This is a genomic window from uncultured Actinobacillus sp. (assembly GCF_945915845.1).
Lineage (GTDB): Bacteria > Pseudomonadota > Gammaproteobacteria > Enterobacterales > Pasteurellaceae > Exercitatus.
Genome location: NZ_CAMEFX010000001.1, coordinates 122,216 through 139,742 on the forward strand (window position 1 = coordinate 122,216; position 17,527 = coordinate 139,742).

Consider the following 17,527-nt stretch of genomic DNA (forward strand, 5'->3'; position numbering starts at 1 on the left):
GCTTATGTGGACGACAGTTTTACTCATTTTTGGTATTGCGATCATTGTCTTAATGGGTGCATATTCTATTTATTTGTTTGCCAAGTTACGCCAACAAAAACAGTTGTTTGAACAAGCCAAACAAGCACGCATTACGCGTATTAAAGAAAGTATCGAAATTATTGCACGAGCCATGCATAGCAATGAATGCAATCATTCAGAGGGCGTTATTCGTTTACGAATGTTACTTGAACCACTGGGACAAAAACGTTTGCAGGACTATCCTGCTATGTGGGCATTATATGAAGTCGTACGAAATATGCCTACACATGAAGAACGCAAGGCTTTAAAGAAAAATGAACGAATGAAACTCGACTTAGCACGCGAAAGCAAAGAAGTTGAGTTAGAAGAAAAAATTAAAGAAGAAGTTTTACAACTGTTAAAAGAAATTACCTAACACATATCATGGGGATAAATAAAAAACTATCCCCAAACCAAATTCTAAAAATCTTGACCGCATTTCGTTAAATAGAAAACCATGAACAACATCACTTTCGACCTAAACTTAATCCAAAAATACAATCAATCCGGACCAAGATATACCTCTTATCCTACCGCATTAGAATTTCACGAAAACTATACAGATAAAGATTTCCACGCTGCGGCATTGCGTTATCCTGAACGCCCATTATCACTTTATGTACATATTCCTTTTTGCCATAAACTTTGCTATTTCTGTGGCTGTAACAAAGTCATCACACGCCACCAACATAAAGCGGATATTTATTTGGATTTTTTAGAGAAAGAAGTGAGCCATCGTGCGCCACTCTTCAAAAATCGAACCGTTACGCAGATTCACTGGGGCGGCGGCACTCCCACTTATTTATCAGAAACTCAGTCTGCTCGCTTAATGAAAATACTCCGGCAGCATTTTGAAATTGCCCCCAATGCAGAAATTTCTATTGAAATGGATCCGCGCGAAATTGAGCTTTCTATGCTAAGCCATCTGAAAAACATTGGTTTTAATCGCATTAGCATGGGTGTTCAAGATTTCAATAAAGAGGTGCAGAAAGCAGTAAACCGTGAACAAGATGAAGATTTTATTCGTCAACTTCTTGTTCATGCACGAGAGCTTGGCTTTCAATCTACGAACTTAGATTTAATCTATGGATTACCGTTACAAAATGTAGAAAGTTTTATGTTTACCTTGCAAAAGGTTATTGAACTTAATCCGGATCGTTTAAGCGTGTTCAATTATGCCCACCTACCAAGTCGTTTTGCTGGTCAGGCAAAAATAAAAGAGGAACAATTACCGGCACCAGAAACAAAACTCACCATTTTAGAGAAAACTATCGAAACCTTAGGCAAAGCCGGTTATAAATTTATCGGCATGGATCATTTCGCCAAACCTGATGATGAACTGGCCATTGCACAAGATAAGGGCGTATTACACCGTAATTTTCAAGGTTACACCACTCAAGAAGAATGCGATTTACTCGGTTTAGGCGTATCTGCGATTAGTTTATTAGGTGATACCTATGCTCAAAATCAAAAAGAATTAAAGCACTATTATGCAGATGTGGACAGTCGTGGCACAGCATTACACAAAGGACTTGCGCTCACTCAAGAAGATTGCTTGCGCCGTGATGTGATTAAGGCGTTAATTTGCAACTTTAAATTGGATTTCAATTCAATTGAAAAACAATATAACATTCACTTCAAATCCTATTTCGCAGAAGATTTAGACTTGCTCCGCCCTTTAGCTGAAGACGGTCTATTAGAAATAAATGATGAAGGAATTATTGTCTCGCCAACAGGACGGTTATTAATTCGTAATATTTGTTTGTGTTTTGACACTTACTCAAGACAAGCGGCGCGCAGACAACAATTTTCAAGAATTATTTAATAAAAAATAACCGCACTTTTAGCTTAATAAAAGTGCGGTTATTTTTTGAATCGTTTTTTAAAGCGTAATCTCTAACTTATCATAAGCTCGAAGGGCTTTTTCTAGGGCTTTTTCTACAGAAATATCACGACTTAAAATCACTGCCATACGGCGATGGCCATCCACCTCACCTTTGCCAAAAATACGCAAATCTGTATTAGGTTCTGCTAAAACTTCAGCTAGATTACCAAATTGCACTTGGTTTGACTTACCTTCCACAACCACGGCTTTACTTGCCGCTGGGCTAATTAAATTAATTGTTGGGATCGGCAACCCTAAAATAGCACGGGCATGTAAAGCAAATTCAGAGAGTTCTTGGGAAATTAAGGTGACCATACCTGTATCATGCGGACGTGGTGAGACTTCGTTGAAAATCACCTCATCACCGCGTACAAACATTTCTACCCCAAAAATACCGCGTCCGCCTAATGCAGTTGTAATTTTTTCTGCGATCTCTTGGGCTTTTTTCAATGCTACTTCAGACATTGCTTGCGGTTGCCATGATTCGCGATAATCGCCATTTTCTTGACGATGACCAATTGGCGCAAGGAATGAGGTTCCGCCAATATGACGCACGGTCAGCAAGGTAATTTCATAATCAAATTTGACAAACCCTTCCACAATAACGCGACCTGCCCCTGCGCGACCACCCTCTTGTGCATAATCCCATGCTTTTTGAATCTCATCAAAAGACTTAATCACCGATTGTCCATGACCTGATGAGGACATAATGGGTTTCACCACACAAGGAACGCCAATTTTTTTCACCGCACTTTCAAAGCCGGCAAAATCCGCTACAAATTCATAGTTAGAAGTGGGCAACCCCAACTCTTCGGCGGCTAAGCGGCGAATACCTTCTCGGTTCATGGTTAATTTCGTGGCTTTTGCCGTTGGTACAACGGTAAAACCTTCTTGTTCTAATTCAACCAAAGTCTCGGTAGCAATAGCTTCTACTTCAGGCACAATATAATCAGGTTTTTCCTCTTCCACCAATGCGCGTAATGCATTTCCGTCTAACATAGAAATGGTATAAGCGCGATGCGCAACCTGTTGTGCCGGTGCGTTTTCATAACGATCTACCGCAATCACTTCAACGCCTAATCGCATTAATTCAATTGCCACTTCTTTACCTAATTCCCCAGAACCAAGCAACATCACTTTTGTTGCTTTTGATGTCAGAGCTGTACCGATTTTTGTCATGTCTTGCTTCCTTATTTAAGTAGAGATTCGTCTAAAGTTAACTCTTCATTTTTATTAATTCCAACGCCACGCGCCAACACATTTTTAGCAGTAGCATGAGCATCTTCAAGAGAATGTTCCGTATAAGTGCCGCATTGGTAAAGATTCAGCTCAGGAATAGCATTTTGATCTTTTACTGCCAGTACATCGTGCATAGAGGCCATCCATGCATCCGCTACCTGTTGCTCGCTCGGTGCGCCAATCAAAGACATATAAAAACCGGTTCGACAGCCCATTGGTGAAATATCAATGATTTCTACGGTATCGCTATTTAAGTGCTCACGCATAAACCCTGCAAATAAATGTTCAAGAGTATGAATCCCTTTTGGAGATAGAATTTCTTTATTCGGTATGCAAAAACGCAAGTCAAAAATGGTTAATAAATCCCCTTTTGGTGTTGTCATTGTTTTGGCAATGCGTACTGCCGGGGCAGTCATTTTTGTGTGATCAACTTTGAAACTATCAAGTAATGGCATAAAAATTCCTTAAAAAAATGAAATTATTTTTGAACTTTCCCAAGATAAGCAAGTCTTAGAATACAAGCAACTTGCTGTTGCAATTAATAATAAAAAAATTGGTTCCTTAGGTTATATTTATCGCCCTTGTTTCAGCAGAAATAGGGCGTTTTTTTACCTATCTTATCTTGCGAAAACGATTGCGCTGTATTGTATCCTTTCGCTACCAAAAAGTGTAGCCAATTACCATATAGAGTAAAAATAAATACCGCAAAAATTTCCCGATAAAAATACAAAAGAGAGATTGAAGGGTATTTAAGCGTAACCAACCTGCAACAGCACAACATAGATCCCCGACTAGGGGTAACCAGCTTAATACTAAAGCCCAAACACCGTAGCGTTGAAATTGCTTAAGAACCCACCGCACTTTCACGTTAGGATGTTCCAATTTAGGGGGAGGGCACCCACGTCCCAAAGCATAAGTGGTGATACTACCAAGGGTGTTGCCTAATGTAGCAACCGCTAACAACCAAAGTATGGAGGTTGAGAAATAACTGCTTTCAGACAGCTGAATTTTCGCACTTAGCCCAAGAAAAACAATTTCTGAATTGCCAGGTAAAATAGTTGCACTTAGAAATGCACTCAGAAACATTGTCCACAAGGCATAATCACCCCAAAGTGCGGTTAAAAAATCAATCATTTTGGAGATAGGTACGATAATAAAATTCGCGATCGGCTTCTGTAATTTCACGTAATACACGACAAGGATTTCCTACCGCTAATGAATTCGCCGGAATATCTTTTGTCACCACAGCACCCGCACCAACCACCACATTATCTCCAATCGTAACACCGCCAATAATGGTTACGCTTCCACTAATCCATACATTATTACCAATAATTATTTTTCGTCCATGTTCCCAACCCTCGTTGCGTACATCAGGGTGAAGTGGATGCTCAACAGAATATAAGCTCACATTTGGCCCAAACATGACATTATCACCAATTTGAATGCCGCCGCTATCAAGCATCGTACAACCATAATTTGCAAAGAAATTCTCCCCCACTTCAATTTGAAAACCATAATCGCAAAAGAAAGGTGGGTTGATTTTAATATTTTCTTGAGTTTTACCCAGAATTTGTTTGATTAAAGCGTGACGTTCTGCTTTTTGTGATGGGCGCAAGACATTATTGTAATCAAACAGCATCTCTTTTACTCTTAAGCGTGCTGCTGACATTTCAGAATAATTAGGTTGATGCGCAAATCCTGCTTTCATTCGTTCTAAATCGTTCATTATCTGTTTGCCTTTGTTAATAAGTGTGTTCTCACATCAAACACATCCATGCCTCCATTCAATGCAGCTTGCACACCTAAATCAGCATCTTCAAAAACGAGACATTGAGAGGGTGAAACACCTAAATGTTCTGCACATTTTAAAAATGTTTCGGGATGAGGTTTATGTGTTGTTACCATATCAGCATCCACAACCACATTAAAATACCGGCGCAAATCAAATTTGTCTAACAGCATATTGACCATATTGCTATGCGATCCTGTTCCCAATGCCATTGTGCGTTTACCTAGGTTATTTTTAACAATATCAAAGGTGGGCAGCAAGGTGGCATTTTCCATCACCATTTCAAAGCCGTATTGACGTTTTAATCGAATCACTTCGTCAAGTAACGTCAAGGGAATACCATAACGATGACAGGTTTCCATGGCAATAGTACGTACGGTTGCCCCACCTAATTCATACATCACATCGCCTTTGACAAGGTAGCCTAAATGCTCTCCGACTTTTTCCCATGCTTTAGCGTGACTTGGCATTGTATCGATAAGCGTGCCATCCATATCAAAGATAAGGGCATCGTATTGATTAATAATAGATTGTTCTAACATGTGAATGACTGGTTTTATTGGAAATTTCAAAGTGCGGTCATTTTGCAATGAATTTGCCTAAAATGCAAAATGTTTGGATGAAGAAGATTAAATCTATTTAGAAGAAAATGAAATATAAAAGAGAAATGGCGCACCCGAAAGGATTCGAACCTTTGACCGCTCGGTTCGTAGCCGAGTACTCTATCCAGCTGAGCTACGGGTGCCCTGTGTGTTTAATTTTCTTAATCTTAATTCCTAACATTCAAACCCTAGAGTAGAAAGTTTAAATGGCGCACCCGAGAGGATTCGAACCTCTGACCGCTCGGTTCGTAGCCGAGTACTCTATCCAGCTGAGCTACGGGTGCAGAATTAAATTTCAAAAATCAAATTGTGACACATACAAATGGCGGTGGAAGAGGGATTCGAACCCTCGATAGAGCTTTTTAACCCTATACTCCCTTAGCAGGGGAGCGCCTTCAGCCTGCTCGGCCATCCCACCGCAATCGATGTGGGCGGTATAATACGATTTTCTGGAAATAAGTCAAACATTTTTTGCAAAAATTTGTTTACTTGACGGAATAATCTACAATTTGTTTTTAGATTGAGCCAAAATCGCACGTAAATTAGCAATATTCGCCGCAGCCTTTTGTTGTTTTTGTGCTTCGGTTAATGGCACTTTGTCTCGTTCCCACTGAACATCATCTTGTGGTAACTCTAGTAAAAAACGGCTTGGCTCTGGCTTTATTAATTCGCCATATTGACGGCGTTCTTTACATAAAGTGAATCGCAACGTTTGCTGTGCACGTGTAATGCCCACATAAGCTAAACGGCGTTCCTCTTCTACATTATCTTCATCAATACTCGTTTGGTGTGGTAACAAGCCTTCTTCCATACCAATTAGAAACACATGGGGGAATTCTAAACCTTTAGAGGCGTGCAAGGTCATTAATTGCACCTGATCTGCTTCATCATCCTCTTCCCCTCGCTCTAACATATCACGTAGTGTTAAGCGTGTAACGACTTGATTTAGCGTCAAAGGCTCATTGAATTCATCCCCTTTCAACATATCAGCCACCCAGTCAAACAGCGTTGCTACATTTTTACTTTGCATTTCCGCGACTTTAGGTGTTGTGGCATATTCATAAAGATATTCTTCATAATGCAACTGACTCAACATCGAGCGTACCGCACGCTCAGGCTCAGAACGCTGAACCTCATCACTCAATTCTACAATCCAACGTGCAAATTTTTGCAATGCTTCATAAGCCTTAGGTGTCACTCTATGAATTAACTCAAAGTCAAAAATAGCCTCAAACAAACTCACGTGTTTTTCATTAGCTAAATATCCCAACTTTTCCAGCGTAGCTGCACCAATTTCACGTTTTGGCGTGTTCACAATACGCAAAAATGCCGCGTCATCATCTTGATTCACCAACACGCGTAAATATGCCATCATATCCTTAATTTCCACACGGCTAAAAAAGCTCGTGCCGCCAGAAATTTTGTACGGAATACGGTTCTGCATCAAGATTTTTTCCATTAAACGTGATTGATGATTACCACGGTATAAAATCGCATAGTCCTTATATTTCGTCTTATTTGAAAAACGATGGGCAATTAATTCCGCGACAACACGCTCAGCTTCATGTTCTTCATTTTTCGCTTCCAATACTTGTAATTTCTCTCCTTCACCAAGATTGGAAAATAGCTTTTTATCAAAAACATGTTCATTGTTATCAATTAAAATATTGGCACAATGCAAAATTCGATGAGTAGAACGATAATTTTGTTCTAATTTAATCACTTCTAATTGTGGAAAATCGTCACGCAAACGCACCATATTTTGTGGACGCGCACCACGCCAAGAATAAATAGACTGATCATCATCCCCCACCACCGTAAAACGTGCACGCTGCCCAACCAACAACTTAATCAATTCATATTGACTGGTATTGGTATCTTGATATTCATCTACCAACAAATAACGAATTTTCTCTTGCCATTTTGACCGCACTTCTTCATTTTGCTTAAACAACAGCGTTGGCAACATAATCAAATCATCAAAATCCAAGGCGTTATACGCGCGAATTTGATTAGCATAACGTTCGTAACAAAGAGCAAAAGTACGATATTTATCATCGCGCGCCAATTCCAAGGCACGGTTAGGCATAATCAAATCATTTTTCCAATTTGAAATCACCGCCACCAATTCACGTAATAAATCTTTATCTTCCGCTAACACGTCTGCTGTAAGCTCTTTCAACAACGCCAACTGATCATACTCATCAAATAAAGTCATATTGGCTTTAAAGCCTAACTGTTTGTATTCACGCTTAATAATATCGAAGCCAAGAGTATGGAACGTGGAAACAATTAATCCTTTGGTTTGCGCCTTACCAATAGACTGTGCCACGCGTTCTTTCATTTCACGCGCTGCTTTATTGGTAAAGGTGACGGCTGCAATTTGACGTGGTAAATAACCGCACTTTCCAATTAAATGCGCAATTTTATTGATAATTACTCGTGTTTTACCTGAACCAGCTCCTGCAAGCACAAGGCAAGGACCGTCCACATATTCTACTGCTTGTTGTTGTTGAGGATTCAGTTTCATTGTGTTTCTAAGCTCGTGTTCGATAGTCTGTCGTCATTACACAAAATACCGCTACTATAAAACCCTAAACCTGCTTTTCGCAACAGATTTATCAATAGGATCAGCGATAATACAAATAAAAAAATCCACGCCAAAACGTGGATTTTTTCCGTTTTCTGAAGATTAGAATAATTTTTTAGAAACTTCTAATAATTCTGCTTTAAATGGACGGCGCATATTATCGATCGCTTCAATAATATCGTGGTGAACCAGTTTTTCTTGTTGAATACCCACACAACGGCCTTTTTCACCTTTTAACAATAATTCAACTGCATACGCTCCCATACGAGATGCCAAAATACGGTCGAAAGCACAAGGCGAACCACCACGTTGAACGTGACCTAATACAGTAGCACGCGTTTCATTACCCACACGCGCTTCAATATCTTTTGCTAATTGATGAACATCAGTCACAAGCTCTGTAATCGCAATAATGGCATGACGTTTACCATCTTTAAAACTGCGTTCAATTTGTTGAATTAACTCTTCTTTATCAAAGCCGACTTCAGGGGCAATAGCATATTCACAACCGCCTGCAATCGCTGCAGAAATAGTTAAGTCACTACAATGACGTCCCATGATTTCTACAATAGAAATACGGTGATGCGAGCTTGATGTATCACGTAAACGGTCAATCGCATCAACTGCTGTTTCTAATGCCGTTTGATAACCAATCGTATAGTCTGTACCGGGAATATCATTATCGATAGTGCCTGGTAAACCAATGCATGGAAAACCATGCTCTTCTGTCAGTAATTTAGCTCCTGTATATGAACCGTCACCGCCAATCACGACAAGTGCGTCAATACCATGTGAACGTAAAATTTCAGCACATTTTGCACGCACTTCAGGTTGTTTAAATTCAGGGAAACGGGCAGAACCTAAGAATGTACCACCTTGAGTGATAATATCTGATACGCTATAACGAGTAAGTTGTTCAATTTTATTCTCGAATAAACCATGGTAACCATCATAAATACCATAGACTTCTAAGCCTTCGGCTAAAGCAGAACGAACCACTGCACGAATTGCCGCGTTCATACCCGGCGCGTCACCACCACTTGTTAAGACTGCAATTTTTTTGATCATTGGTTTCACCTTTAATTTTAAATAATAAAATCCGAAAAAATTTTGGTGCTAAGATTACACCAATACCGCGCGAGTCTCTACTAAAATTTTGGTAATTTTACTAAAAGTTGATCTAAGTTACGCTTTTTTAGCGGTATTTTTAATCGTATTTTTTATTGGTGAGTATTTTTCTTTTTGTAATCCCTCTTTTTGTTTTAATTGTTCTAATGTCTCGCCATTTTTTAAAATTCTAGGTGTGACAAAAATAACTAATTCACGTTTCTGATGGCGTTCACTTTCACTGCTAAATAATTTGCCTACAACGGGAATATCACCAAGTAGGGGGACTTTATTCGTGCCTTTGGTGATGGTGTCATGGAAAACGCCACCGAGAACAATAGTTTCCCCATCCTTTGCAAAAACCTGTGTTTGAATTTCTTGTTTATCAATCGAAACGACTTCGCTAGATTCACCGTAGGAAATCCTATTACCGGGTGAATTCTGACTAACCACAAGATCAAGCAAAATCGTGTTATGCTGTGAAATATGTGGCGTCACTTCCAACCCTAAAACCGCTTCTCTAAATTCAACAGACTGAGTGTCATTTTTGCTGTTTATCACCACATAAGGAATTTCAGAACCTTGCTTGATACTGGCACTTTTCTTATTGGTGGTTAACAAACGTGGGCTGGCAATAATTTCCACATTTTTTTCTTGTTCTAACGCTGTTAATTCCAAATCTAAAAGTCGTCCATTAATTTTAGCCACCTGTAACGCGGCTGAACCTGCCGGTGTGGTCGTCGTGGCAAAGTTAACATTTAAATGATTAGTCAAATCAGAAAATCCATTGGCCGCTAAACTTCCGTTAACTTTATGGGCAACGCTTGTGGGTTCAAACATCCCCCAACGTATGCCCAATTCTTTTAAACTTTCATCATTGATCGTCACAATCCGCGCTTCAATGGCTATTTGCTCAATAGGTTTATCCAATTCAGCGACTAATTTTCGGATATTTTGAATCGATTTGTTGCTATCTTGGACGATCAACACATTACTCCGATCATCAAAAGTTAAACGCCCCATATCAGACACCAAGGCACCATTTCCACTCGTTAAGGATTTCATCACCTCGGAGGCTTTTGCATAATGTAATTTTATGGTTGCGGTTTCCACCTCCGGTGCTGTTGACATCTCAAGCGCATTAGAATCTTCAATTTCGCCCCCAACCTCCATAGGCAAGGCAAATTTGGCATTGCTATCCATTTGATTAAGATAATAAACACCGTTTTCTTGCCATAAATTTAATTGCTTAATTTTCGCTACAGAACGTAACACTTGATCTAAATCGGTATTTTCCAGTTGCAAGCTAATCGTTCCGTCCAGTGAATCTTCTATGATGAGGTTCATATTTTGTTCTGCCGCAAGATGTTGCAATGTTGAGACTAACGGCGCTTGTTTTAAACGTAATGTGAACACCTGATTATTGGCAAAAGTCGTTGCAATAAAACTCCCCCAAAACAGACCGCACTTAAATAAGAATGTAAGCATTTTCATTGAAATATCCTATAACTTTAACGTCATCATCTCAGGCTTTTCACAATGTTTTTTCCATTGCGATAATGATACTTTTTGTTTTGAAATTTCTTTAATTTGAAGTCTTTCCTGCGCCAAAAACTCCCCAACTTTCGCTGAAAAAACCTGCTGGGTTTGATCGGCAAATAAGGCTTCAGATCGATCTTTTTCCATTAAAACACCAATTAAAGACAGTTGCTTAAAGGGAACCCTATCCGCTACCGCTTCTTTATCTGAATGGCATAACGAAATGTAATTTTGTTCTGTCCCTTTTGTAGCAGTGGCTCCTTTAGATTTATTAAAGGGATCTTGTCCATAGATTGGCGTTGAAATGAACAACATCAGTAAAAAATAGCTAAAAAAACGCATGGTTAATCCTTATCAAGTTGTAAAATGAGGTGGCTATAAATGGATTGCTCTTCATTCAGTTCTTCATCGTCTAGCCTTGTGATATGCCATTGGATGACATGTAGTTGCTCTTTTTTGAGCAGTGTTGTTAAAAAATCACATAACGCAAAAAAATGACCGCGAATTTGTAGCTTAATGGTGGGCTGTTGAGAAAACGACCACTGTAAATTTTCAATCTGTAACTGTTCTGCAACAGATTGAATTTCTTGATTAATTTCAGATAATCGCCGCGCCAGTTCGGGTGTCGGGGTTTGTTGTGACTGTGTTTTTAATGTTGCGACTAAACGCTGTTGATGTATGAGTTGCTCATTTTGTTGTTGCGTTTCTTGCTCAAGTTGGTTGAGCTGATGAATATTCTGACCCATTTCGATTAAAGGTAGCAGCCATAACAGACTAATAACACCAAGTGCGGTGAGTATTTTTTGCCAAATTGAGCTATTCACCCAAATCCCCCAAATATTCTTTGGATTATTCATCCATGCCCATTGACGCTTCATTCCTCTTCCCCTTGCTCAAATTTAAATTGCAGTTGATTATCATGCAACGGCTCAAATTGAGAGAGCTTAATATGAGGAAAATATTGACTTAGAAAAGGCTGAAGCTGCTCAAATTCAGATTGGTTAGCCGCCGTACCTTTTAATAATAGATAGCCTTGTTGAAGCTCGGTTTGTTGCAGTTCGCCTTGTGTTAGCGGTAACGCTGCCAACATGTTGATCATATTAATGACCTGTTCAGGGGGGACCGGGGCTTGTTTAACGCTAGGCATAATTTGCTGGCGTAGTTGAGCTGCTTGTCGTGTTAATTCACTCATCTTATGTTGGTGTTGCTGCAAGATTTCTCTTTGCCGGGTAATCTCTTGAGTAAAATGCTGATTTGCCACTATGAATATAAGGCTAATGAAGCCGATTAATACCATCGCCACACTCGTTTTAAGGAAAATAACACGGCTTTTTTGCTTAAATTGCTCAATACGCCAAGGCAATAGGTTCATGCTTACCCCTTTATGAAAAATTTAAATGCCATAAGCTTAAACCGAGGGCAATCATCGGTAACTTCGTTTGATATTGCAACCACTGACGTTTTTCACATTCACTTACCTGCTCTTGAGTAGGACTTCGTAAGTAAACACAAACGGTTTCGGGCGCCACTTGATAGCGTTGACAGAATTGCTCATAAAGTGCGGTCAAATTTGCTTCCGAAATCTGTAACACATTAAAATCAAAGCCTTTATCTTGAAAAGCAATAGCATATTGATCATCCACATAAAGATAAAGCGTTTCTTTAGGCTGTGTCGAATCTAAATAATCAAAAGCACGTTTCAGCGAGTGACTGACGCTGTCTAAAACACGTACTTGTAATGGAGCAAATTGTTTCATTTGCTCTTGTGCTTTTTCAATTAGGACTGCATTCATTTCGAGTAACGTACCTTGTTTAAGCGAAGTAGCATGATAATCAAACCAAACTTGGCTCAATGGAATAGGCAGTTCAGAAGCCAGTAAATATTCACATTGCTGATAACATTCTTGTTCCGATAGCTGTTGAGGAACCACAATGCTTCGCTCCCAAACATTGTTCGGTAATACCCCTGAAATAAACAATAATTCGGTTTTATGTGGTTTTAAGCTCACGGTCATTTCACGAATAATACGATTCGCTAACGTCACCTGTGGCATCAAGGGCACTGTTGCAAAATGTGGCTCGGGCGGTGGATTTAAGTGTGGTTTATTGTGAGCCCATTTAGGTTTTTCAAGCCAAACCGCTTCCACTTGATTACCTCGAACCCAAAGTCCGATAGGCATAACAGATTTAATTTTTTTCATAATATTTCCTTGATTATTGAGATTTCTTTCGCTTAATAGACGTAAACCTTATATACTTACGAGCGGAAGTATTTCTAATTTTATGGATTACCGCATTAAAAAAGAGCGAATTTTGGAATGAAGATCACAAAATTAATATTAAGCACTTTCTTAACATTGGTTATTTTGGTGTGTGTGGCTGGAGGAATGTTTTATGCACACATTAAATCATCCTTACCTAATGTAGAAAGTTTAAAAACCGTTGAATTACAACAACCCATGCAAATTTATACCGCTGACGGTAAATTAATTGGCGAAGTTGGGGAGCAACGCCGCATACCTGTTAAGTTAGAAAATGTGCCACAACAGCTCATTAATGCTATCTTGGATACGGAAGATAGTCGTTTTTATGAACATCATGGCGTGGATCCTATCGGTATTATTCGTGCTGTAACCGTTGCCGTGTCGAAAGGCGGTGCATCTCAAGGTGCAAGTACTATCACGCAACAACTTGCCCGAAATTTCTTCTTAACCCCGGAGAAAACCATTATTCGTAAGGCAAAAGAAGCCGTGTTAGCCATTGATATTGAAAACACTTTGAGCAAAAACGAAATTCTTGAGCTTTATCTCAACAAAATTTATTTAGGTTATCGTTCGTACGGGGTGGCCGCTGCAGCCAAAACCTATTTTGGTAAAAATCTTCATGATTTAACCTTATCTGAAATGGCTATCATTGCAGGATTACCTAAAGCACCTTCTACAATGAACCCATTGTATTCTTTGAAACGAGCGCAAGATCGCCGTAATGTGGTTCTCGGACGGATGCTTGAGATGAACCATATTACAAAAGAAGAATATGATGCAGCCATCAAAGAACCGATTGTGGCAAGTTATCATGGCGCACAATTAGAATTTCGTGCAGATTACGTCACAGAAATGGTGCGTCAAGAAATGGTCAAACGCTTTGGTGAAGACGTTGCTTACAATAGCGGCTATCAGGTTTATACAACGGTTCTCTCTAAAGACCAAGCGGCAGCGCAAAAAGCGGTGGTGGATAATTTAATTAATTATGATATGCGTCATGGTTATCGTGGGGCGGCAACCTTGTGGAAAAAAGGGGAAGAGCCTTGGAATGAAGATAAAATCGTGGACGCCTTAAGTAAATTACCTGATTCTGCTCCTTTTGTACCTGCAGCGGTAGTTGATATATCAAAAGGCAATGCGGAAATCATTTTAGCATCAGGGGATAAAACAACCTTAAATCCCTCCGCACTTCGCTTTGCAGGAAAAAAAGGTGTTCACATTGGTGAGCAAATTTGGGTGCGCAAACGTGATAACAGCTGGGTACTGGGACAAATTCCAAGTGTAAACTCGGCTTTGATTTCACTGAATTCAGATAACGGTGCGATTGAAGCTGTTGTGGGTGGTTTTAGTTTTGAACAAAGCAAATTTAACCGCGCAACCCAATCGCTAGTTCAGGTAGGTTCTTCAATTAAACCATTTATTTACGCCGCTGCATTGGAAAAAGGATTAACCTTGTCTAGCGTATTACAAGATGCGCCGATTTCCATTAAAAAACCGGGGCAAAAAGAGTGGAATCCGAAGAACTCTCCCGATCGTTACGATGGGCCTTTGCGCTTACGAGTGGGTTTGGGGCAATCAAAAAATATGATTGCTATTCGCGCTATGCAATTAGCGGGTATTCCTTTCACCGCAGATTTCTTACAACGATTTGGCTTTAAGCGTGAACAATACTTTGCCAGCGAAGCTCTGGCCTTAGGTGCGGCCTCCTTTACCCCATTGGAAATGGCACGTGCTTATGCGGTGTTTGATAATGGTGGATTTTTAATCGAACCCTATATTATTGATAAAATTATTGATAACAATGGTAATGAAATTTTTGTGGCAAACCCCAAAATAGCTTGCCCAACTTGTGATGATATTCCTTCTATTTATGGTGCAACACAGGATAAAGTGAACGGTTTCCAAGAAATTGATCAACAAGCTATTTCGACAGAAAATCTAGCCAAAACGGATGACAAAACCAATGGAGAAGAAGTCGAAGATTTGGGTGGTGTCGTACCGGAAATTCCCGAATTTCAAGTCCAAAATAGTGCCTTAAATGAGGGCGATGTTGATTTGATGGCAGCGGATAAAACAGCCGCCTCGAAAGTGGAATATGCGCCACGTGTGATTAGTGGCGAATTGGCATTTTTGATTCGTAGTGCGCTAAATACCGCAATTTACGGTGAACAAGGTCTGGAATGGAAAGGAACCAGCTGGCGTATGGCGCAACAAATTCAACGTGCAGATATTGGCGGAAAAACAGGGACAACCAATAATTCTAAAGTGGCTTGGTATGCCGGTTTTGGTGCCAATATCACTACAGCCGTTTACGTTGGTTTTGACGATAACAAATATAATTTAGGTCGAGGAGAAGCCGGTGCGACAACAGCAATGCCTGCATGGATTACTTATATGAAAGCGGTATTAGCGGATGTTCCTGTACGAGAATTGCCTACCCCATCGAATATTATGGAAGCTCGTGTTGATTATGGCTCAGGCTTGCTCAGTGCAAATGGTGGTAAAGTAGAATATTTCATTAAAGGGACAGAACCAACTCGGATTTATGTTCAAGAAAAAGCAGCCGGTTCAGGATATTATCTTCCACAAGGCATTAAAGAGCGTTTAGGTCAAGCCCCTGATGGTTCGCAACAGGAACTCTTCTAAACAGCCCCTAAGTTGACCGCACTTTCAATATAAGTGCGGTTCGTTTTTAGCTCATTTTATAAGGAGAAAACATGCTGAGTTATCGACACAGTTTTCATGCAGGTAATCATGCGGATGTGTTAAAGCATATTGTTCAAATATTGATTATTGAGAATCTACAGCAAAAAGAGAAAGGCTTTTATTATCTTGATACGCATTCTGGTGTAGGGCGTTATCGCCTATTTAGTGAAGAATCAGAAAAAACCGCGGAATATCAAGAAGGTATCGCGCGTTTATGGGGACGCGATGACCTGCCTGAAGAAGTTGCACGTTACATTACGCAAATTAAAAAACTTAATTATGGTGGTAAAGAATTACGTTATTATGCCGGCTCACCGTTGATTGCAGCTCAAATGTTGCGACCGCAAGATCGTGCGTTGCTCACAGAGTTACATCCTACTGATTTTCCTTTGTTACGCAATAATTTTAAAGAATTTACCAATGTTACCACAAAACGTGAAGATGGCTTTTTGCAGTTAAAAGCGACATTACCACCGAAAGAACGCCGTGGTTTTGTGTTAATTGATCCACCCTATGAATTGAAAGAAGATTACGAACTTGTGGTGAAGGCAATAGAAGAAGGCTATAAACGCTTTGCTACCGGGGTATATGCTATTTGGTATCCTGTTGTCTTACGCCAACAAACTAAGCGTATTGTTAAAGGGTTGGAGGCAACAGGTATCCGTAAAATTTTACAAATTGAGCTAGCTGTTCGTCCTGATAGTGATCAACGCGGTATGACGGCAAGCGGCATGATTGTTATTAACCCCCCTTGGCAATTAGAAAGCCAAATGAAGAAAATTTTGCCTTATTTGGTCAAGACGCTTGTGCCTGAAGGAACGGGAAGTTATAGCGTAAAATGGATTACACCGGAATAGACAATTTTATGGTAGGGGGATTTTGTGTTAAAATCCCTCGCTTTTAATGGAAAGAGAATTTAACGATGAATCTAACTGAATTTTTAATCGAGAAACTAGATGATTTGAAAGCCACTGACATTCAACTCATTGATGTACGTGGAAAATCATCTATCACTGACAATATGATTATTTGCACGGGGACATCAAGCCGCCATGTTTCTTCACTTGCACAAAAATTAATTGATGAAAGTAAACAAGCGGGTATTGAAAGTTTTGGTGAAGAAGGCAAAGCAACAGCGGATTGGGTCGTTGTGGATTTTGGTCAAGCTATTGTTCATATTATGCAACAAGAAAGTCGAGAAATGTATCAACTTGAGAAACTTTGGGCTTAATGCTCAATTCAATAAAATAATTAAAAAATAAACCGCACTTTATGAAAATCCAACTGATTGCTGTTGGCACGAAAATGCCTGATTGGGTAAAAACGGGATTTGAGGAATATCAACGCCGTTTCCCTAAAGATATGCCCTTTGAATTAATTGAAATCCCAGCCGGGAAACGTGGCAAAAATGCCGATATTGCGCGTATTTTAGAGCAAGAAGGAAAAACCATGCTTGCTGCTTGTGGAAAAGGGAAAGTCGTCACCTTAGACATTCCCGGAAAACCCTGGACGACCCATCAATTAGCTCAACAATTAGAAAGTTGGAAAAATGATGGGCGAGATGTGTGTCTTTTAATTGGCGGGCCTGAAGGATTATCGCCTGAATGTAAAGCGGCGGCGGAACAAAGTTGGTCATTATCACCTTTGACCTTGCCGCACCCGCTTGTGCGTGTTGTTGTGGCGGAAAGTTTGTATCGTGCTTGGTCGCTCACCGCAAACCATCCTTATCATCGAGAATAATCT

General features: G+C 39.9%; 18 protein-coding genes and 3 tRNA genes. 6 read left to right on the top strand and 15 right to left on the bottom strand.

The features are described from left to right. The first annotated feature begins 4 nt into the window (after positions 1–4). Positions 5–436, top strand: a complete 432-nt coding sequence (locus tag Q0O89_RS00570; RefSeq protein ID WP_293729876.1) for a DUF2489 domain-containing protein — start codon at positions 5–7, stop codon at positions 434–436. An 81-nt stretch (positions 437–517) separates the two neighbouring features. Then, a complete protein-coding gene (gene hemN / locus Q0O89_RS00575) occupies positions 518–1,885 on the top strand; it encodes an oxygen-independent coproporphyrinogen III oxidase (RefSeq protein WP_293729877.1) in 1,368 nt (455 codons plus the stop codon). A gap of 57 nt (positions 1,886–1,942) precedes the next feature. Here hemN and purT read toward each other — a convergent pair whose 3' ends face one another. The 15 genes from purT to Q0O89_RS00650 form a co-directional block, all read right to left on the bottom strand. Then, positions 1,943–3,124: a formate-dependent phosphoribosylglycinamide formyltransferase gene (gene purT, locus Q0O89_RS00580; RefSeq protein WP_293729878.1), complete on the bottom strand. Its 1,182-nt coding sequence runs from the start codon at positions 3,122–3,124 to the stop codon at positions 1,943–1,945. 11 nt (positions 3,125–3,135) lie between these two features. Next, entirely contained in the window at positions 3,136–3,639 is a 504-nt protein-coding gene (luxS, locus tag Q0O89_RS00585; RefSeq protein WP_293729879.1) for an S-ribosylhomocysteine lyase, read from the bottom strand. A 202-nt stretch (positions 3,640–3,841) separates the two neighbouring features. After that, complete coding sequence (locus Q0O89_RS00590) at positions 3,842–4,318, bottom strand: YqaA family protein (RefSeq protein ID WP_293729880.1); 477 nt, start codon at positions 4,316–4,318, stop codon at positions 3,842–3,844. Beyond that, the gene (locus Q0O89_RS00595) at positions 4,311–4,916 is read right to left on the bottom strand and encodes a sugar O-acetyltransferase (RefSeq protein WP_293729944.1); all 606 of its coding nucleotides are present in this window, start codon (positions 4,914–4,916) and stop codon (positions 4,311–4,313) included. Before Q0O89_RS00595 ends, Q0O89_RS00590 begins: the two co-directional genes overlap by 8 nt. Continuing rightward, the gene (locus Q0O89_RS00600; RefSeq protein ID WP_293729881.1) at positions 4,913–5,518 is read right to left on the bottom strand and encodes a beta-phosphoglucomutase family hydrolase; all 606 of its coding nucleotides are present in this window, start codon (positions 5,516–5,518) and stop codon (positions 4,913–4,915) included. The genes Q0O89_RS00595 and Q0O89_RS00600 overlap by 4 nt, the downstream gene beginning before the upstream one ends. Before the next feature lie 126 nt (positions 5,519–5,644). Continuing rightward, positions 5,645–5,721, bottom strand: a tRNA-Arg gene (locus tag Q0O89_RS00605). Positions 5,722–5,785: 64 nt separating this feature from the next. After that, positions 5,786–5,862, bottom strand: a tRNA-Arg gene (locus tag Q0O89_RS00610). Positions 5,863–5,901: 39 nt separating this feature from the next. Further along, positions 5,902–5,996, bottom strand: a tRNA-Ser gene (locus tag Q0O89_RS00615). An 84-nt stretch (positions 5,997–6,080) separates the two neighbouring features. Beyond that, positions 6,081–8,108 carry a DNA helicase Rep gene (gene rep / locus Q0O89_RS00620; protein ID WP_293729882.1) on the bottom strand — a complete coding sequence of 676 codons (2,028 nt, stop codon included), beginning with the start codon at positions 8,106–8,108 and terminating at the stop codon, positions 6,081–6,083. A 162-nt stretch (positions 8,109–8,270) separates the two neighbouring features. Next, positions 8,271–9,236 carry a 6-phosphofructokinase gene (pfkA, locus tag Q0O89_RS00625; protein ID WP_293729883.1) on the bottom strand — a complete coding sequence of 322 codons (966 nt, stop codon included), beginning with the start codon at positions 9,234–9,236 and terminating at the stop codon, positions 8,271–8,273. A gap of 117 nt (positions 9,237–9,353) precedes the next feature. Then, on the bottom strand, positions 9,354–10,763 hold the full coding sequence (pilQ, locus tag Q0O89_RS00630; RefSeq protein WP_293729945.1) for a type IV pilus secretin PilQ: 1,410 nt from the start codon (positions 10,761–10,763) through the stop codon (positions 9,354–9,356). A 15-nt stretch (positions 10,764–10,778) separates the two neighbouring features. Next, the gene (locus Q0O89_RS00635; protein WP_293729884.1) at positions 10,779–11,156 is read right to left on the bottom strand and encodes a pilus assembly protein PilP; all 378 of its coding nucleotides are present in this window, start codon (positions 11,154–11,156) and stop codon (positions 10,779–10,781) included. A 2-nt stretch (positions 11,157–11,158) separates the two neighbouring features. Then, positions 11,159–11,692, bottom strand: coding sequence for a competence protein (locus Q0O89_RS00640; RefSeq protein ID WP_293729885.1), 534 nt, complete (start codon positions 11,690–11,692; stop codon positions 11,159–11,161). Then, the gene (locus Q0O89_RS00645) at positions 11,689–12,186 is read right to left on the bottom strand and encodes a hypothetical protein (protein WP_293729886.1); all 498 of its coding nucleotides are present in this window, start codon (positions 12,184–12,186) and stop codon (positions 11,689–11,691) included. Before Q0O89_RS00645 ends, Q0O89_RS00640 begins: the two co-directional genes overlap by 4 nt. Before the next feature lie 10 nt (positions 12,187–12,196). Further along, positions 12,197–13,015 (bottom strand): hypothetical protein, encoded by an 819-nt coding sequence (locus Q0O89_RS00650; RefSeq protein ID WP_293729887.1) that lies wholly within the window; start codon positions 13,013–13,015, stop codon positions 12,197–12,199. 117 nt (positions 13,016–13,132) lie between these two features. On the opposite strand from Q0O89_RS00650, the gene Q0O89_RS00655 reads away from it, so the two are divergent. The 4 genes from Q0O89_RS00655 (at position 13,133) to rlmH (ending at position 17,524) form a co-directional block, all read left to right on the top strand. Continuing rightward, positions 13,133–15,724 (top strand): penicillin-binding protein 1A, encoded by a 2,592-nt coding sequence (locus Q0O89_RS00655; RefSeq protein ID WP_293729888.1) that lies wholly within the window; start codon positions 13,133–13,135, stop codon positions 15,722–15,724. A 71-nt stretch (positions 15,725–15,795) separates the two neighbouring features. Beyond that, on the top strand, positions 15,796–16,641 hold the full coding sequence (locus Q0O89_RS00660) for a 23S rRNA (adenine(2030)-N(6))-methyltransferase RlmJ (RefSeq protein ID WP_293729889.1): 846 nt from the start codon (positions 15,796–15,798) through the stop codon (positions 16,639–16,641). Between the two features lie 65 nt (positions 16,642–16,706). Then, entirely contained in the window at positions 16,707–17,015 is a 309-nt protein-coding gene (rsfS, locus tag Q0O89_RS00665; RefSeq protein WP_135709973.1) for a ribosome silencing factor, read from the top strand. A gap of 41 nt (positions 17,016–17,056) precedes the next feature. Next, the gene (rlmH, locus tag Q0O89_RS00670; RefSeq protein ID WP_293729890.1) at positions 17,057–17,524 is read left to right on the top strand and encodes a 23S rRNA (pseudouridine(1915)-N(3))-methyltransferase RlmH; all 468 of its coding nucleotides are present in this window, start codon (positions 17,057–17,059) and stop codon (positions 17,522–17,524) included. The last annotated feature ends 3 nt before the right edge of the window (positions 17,525–17,527 follow it).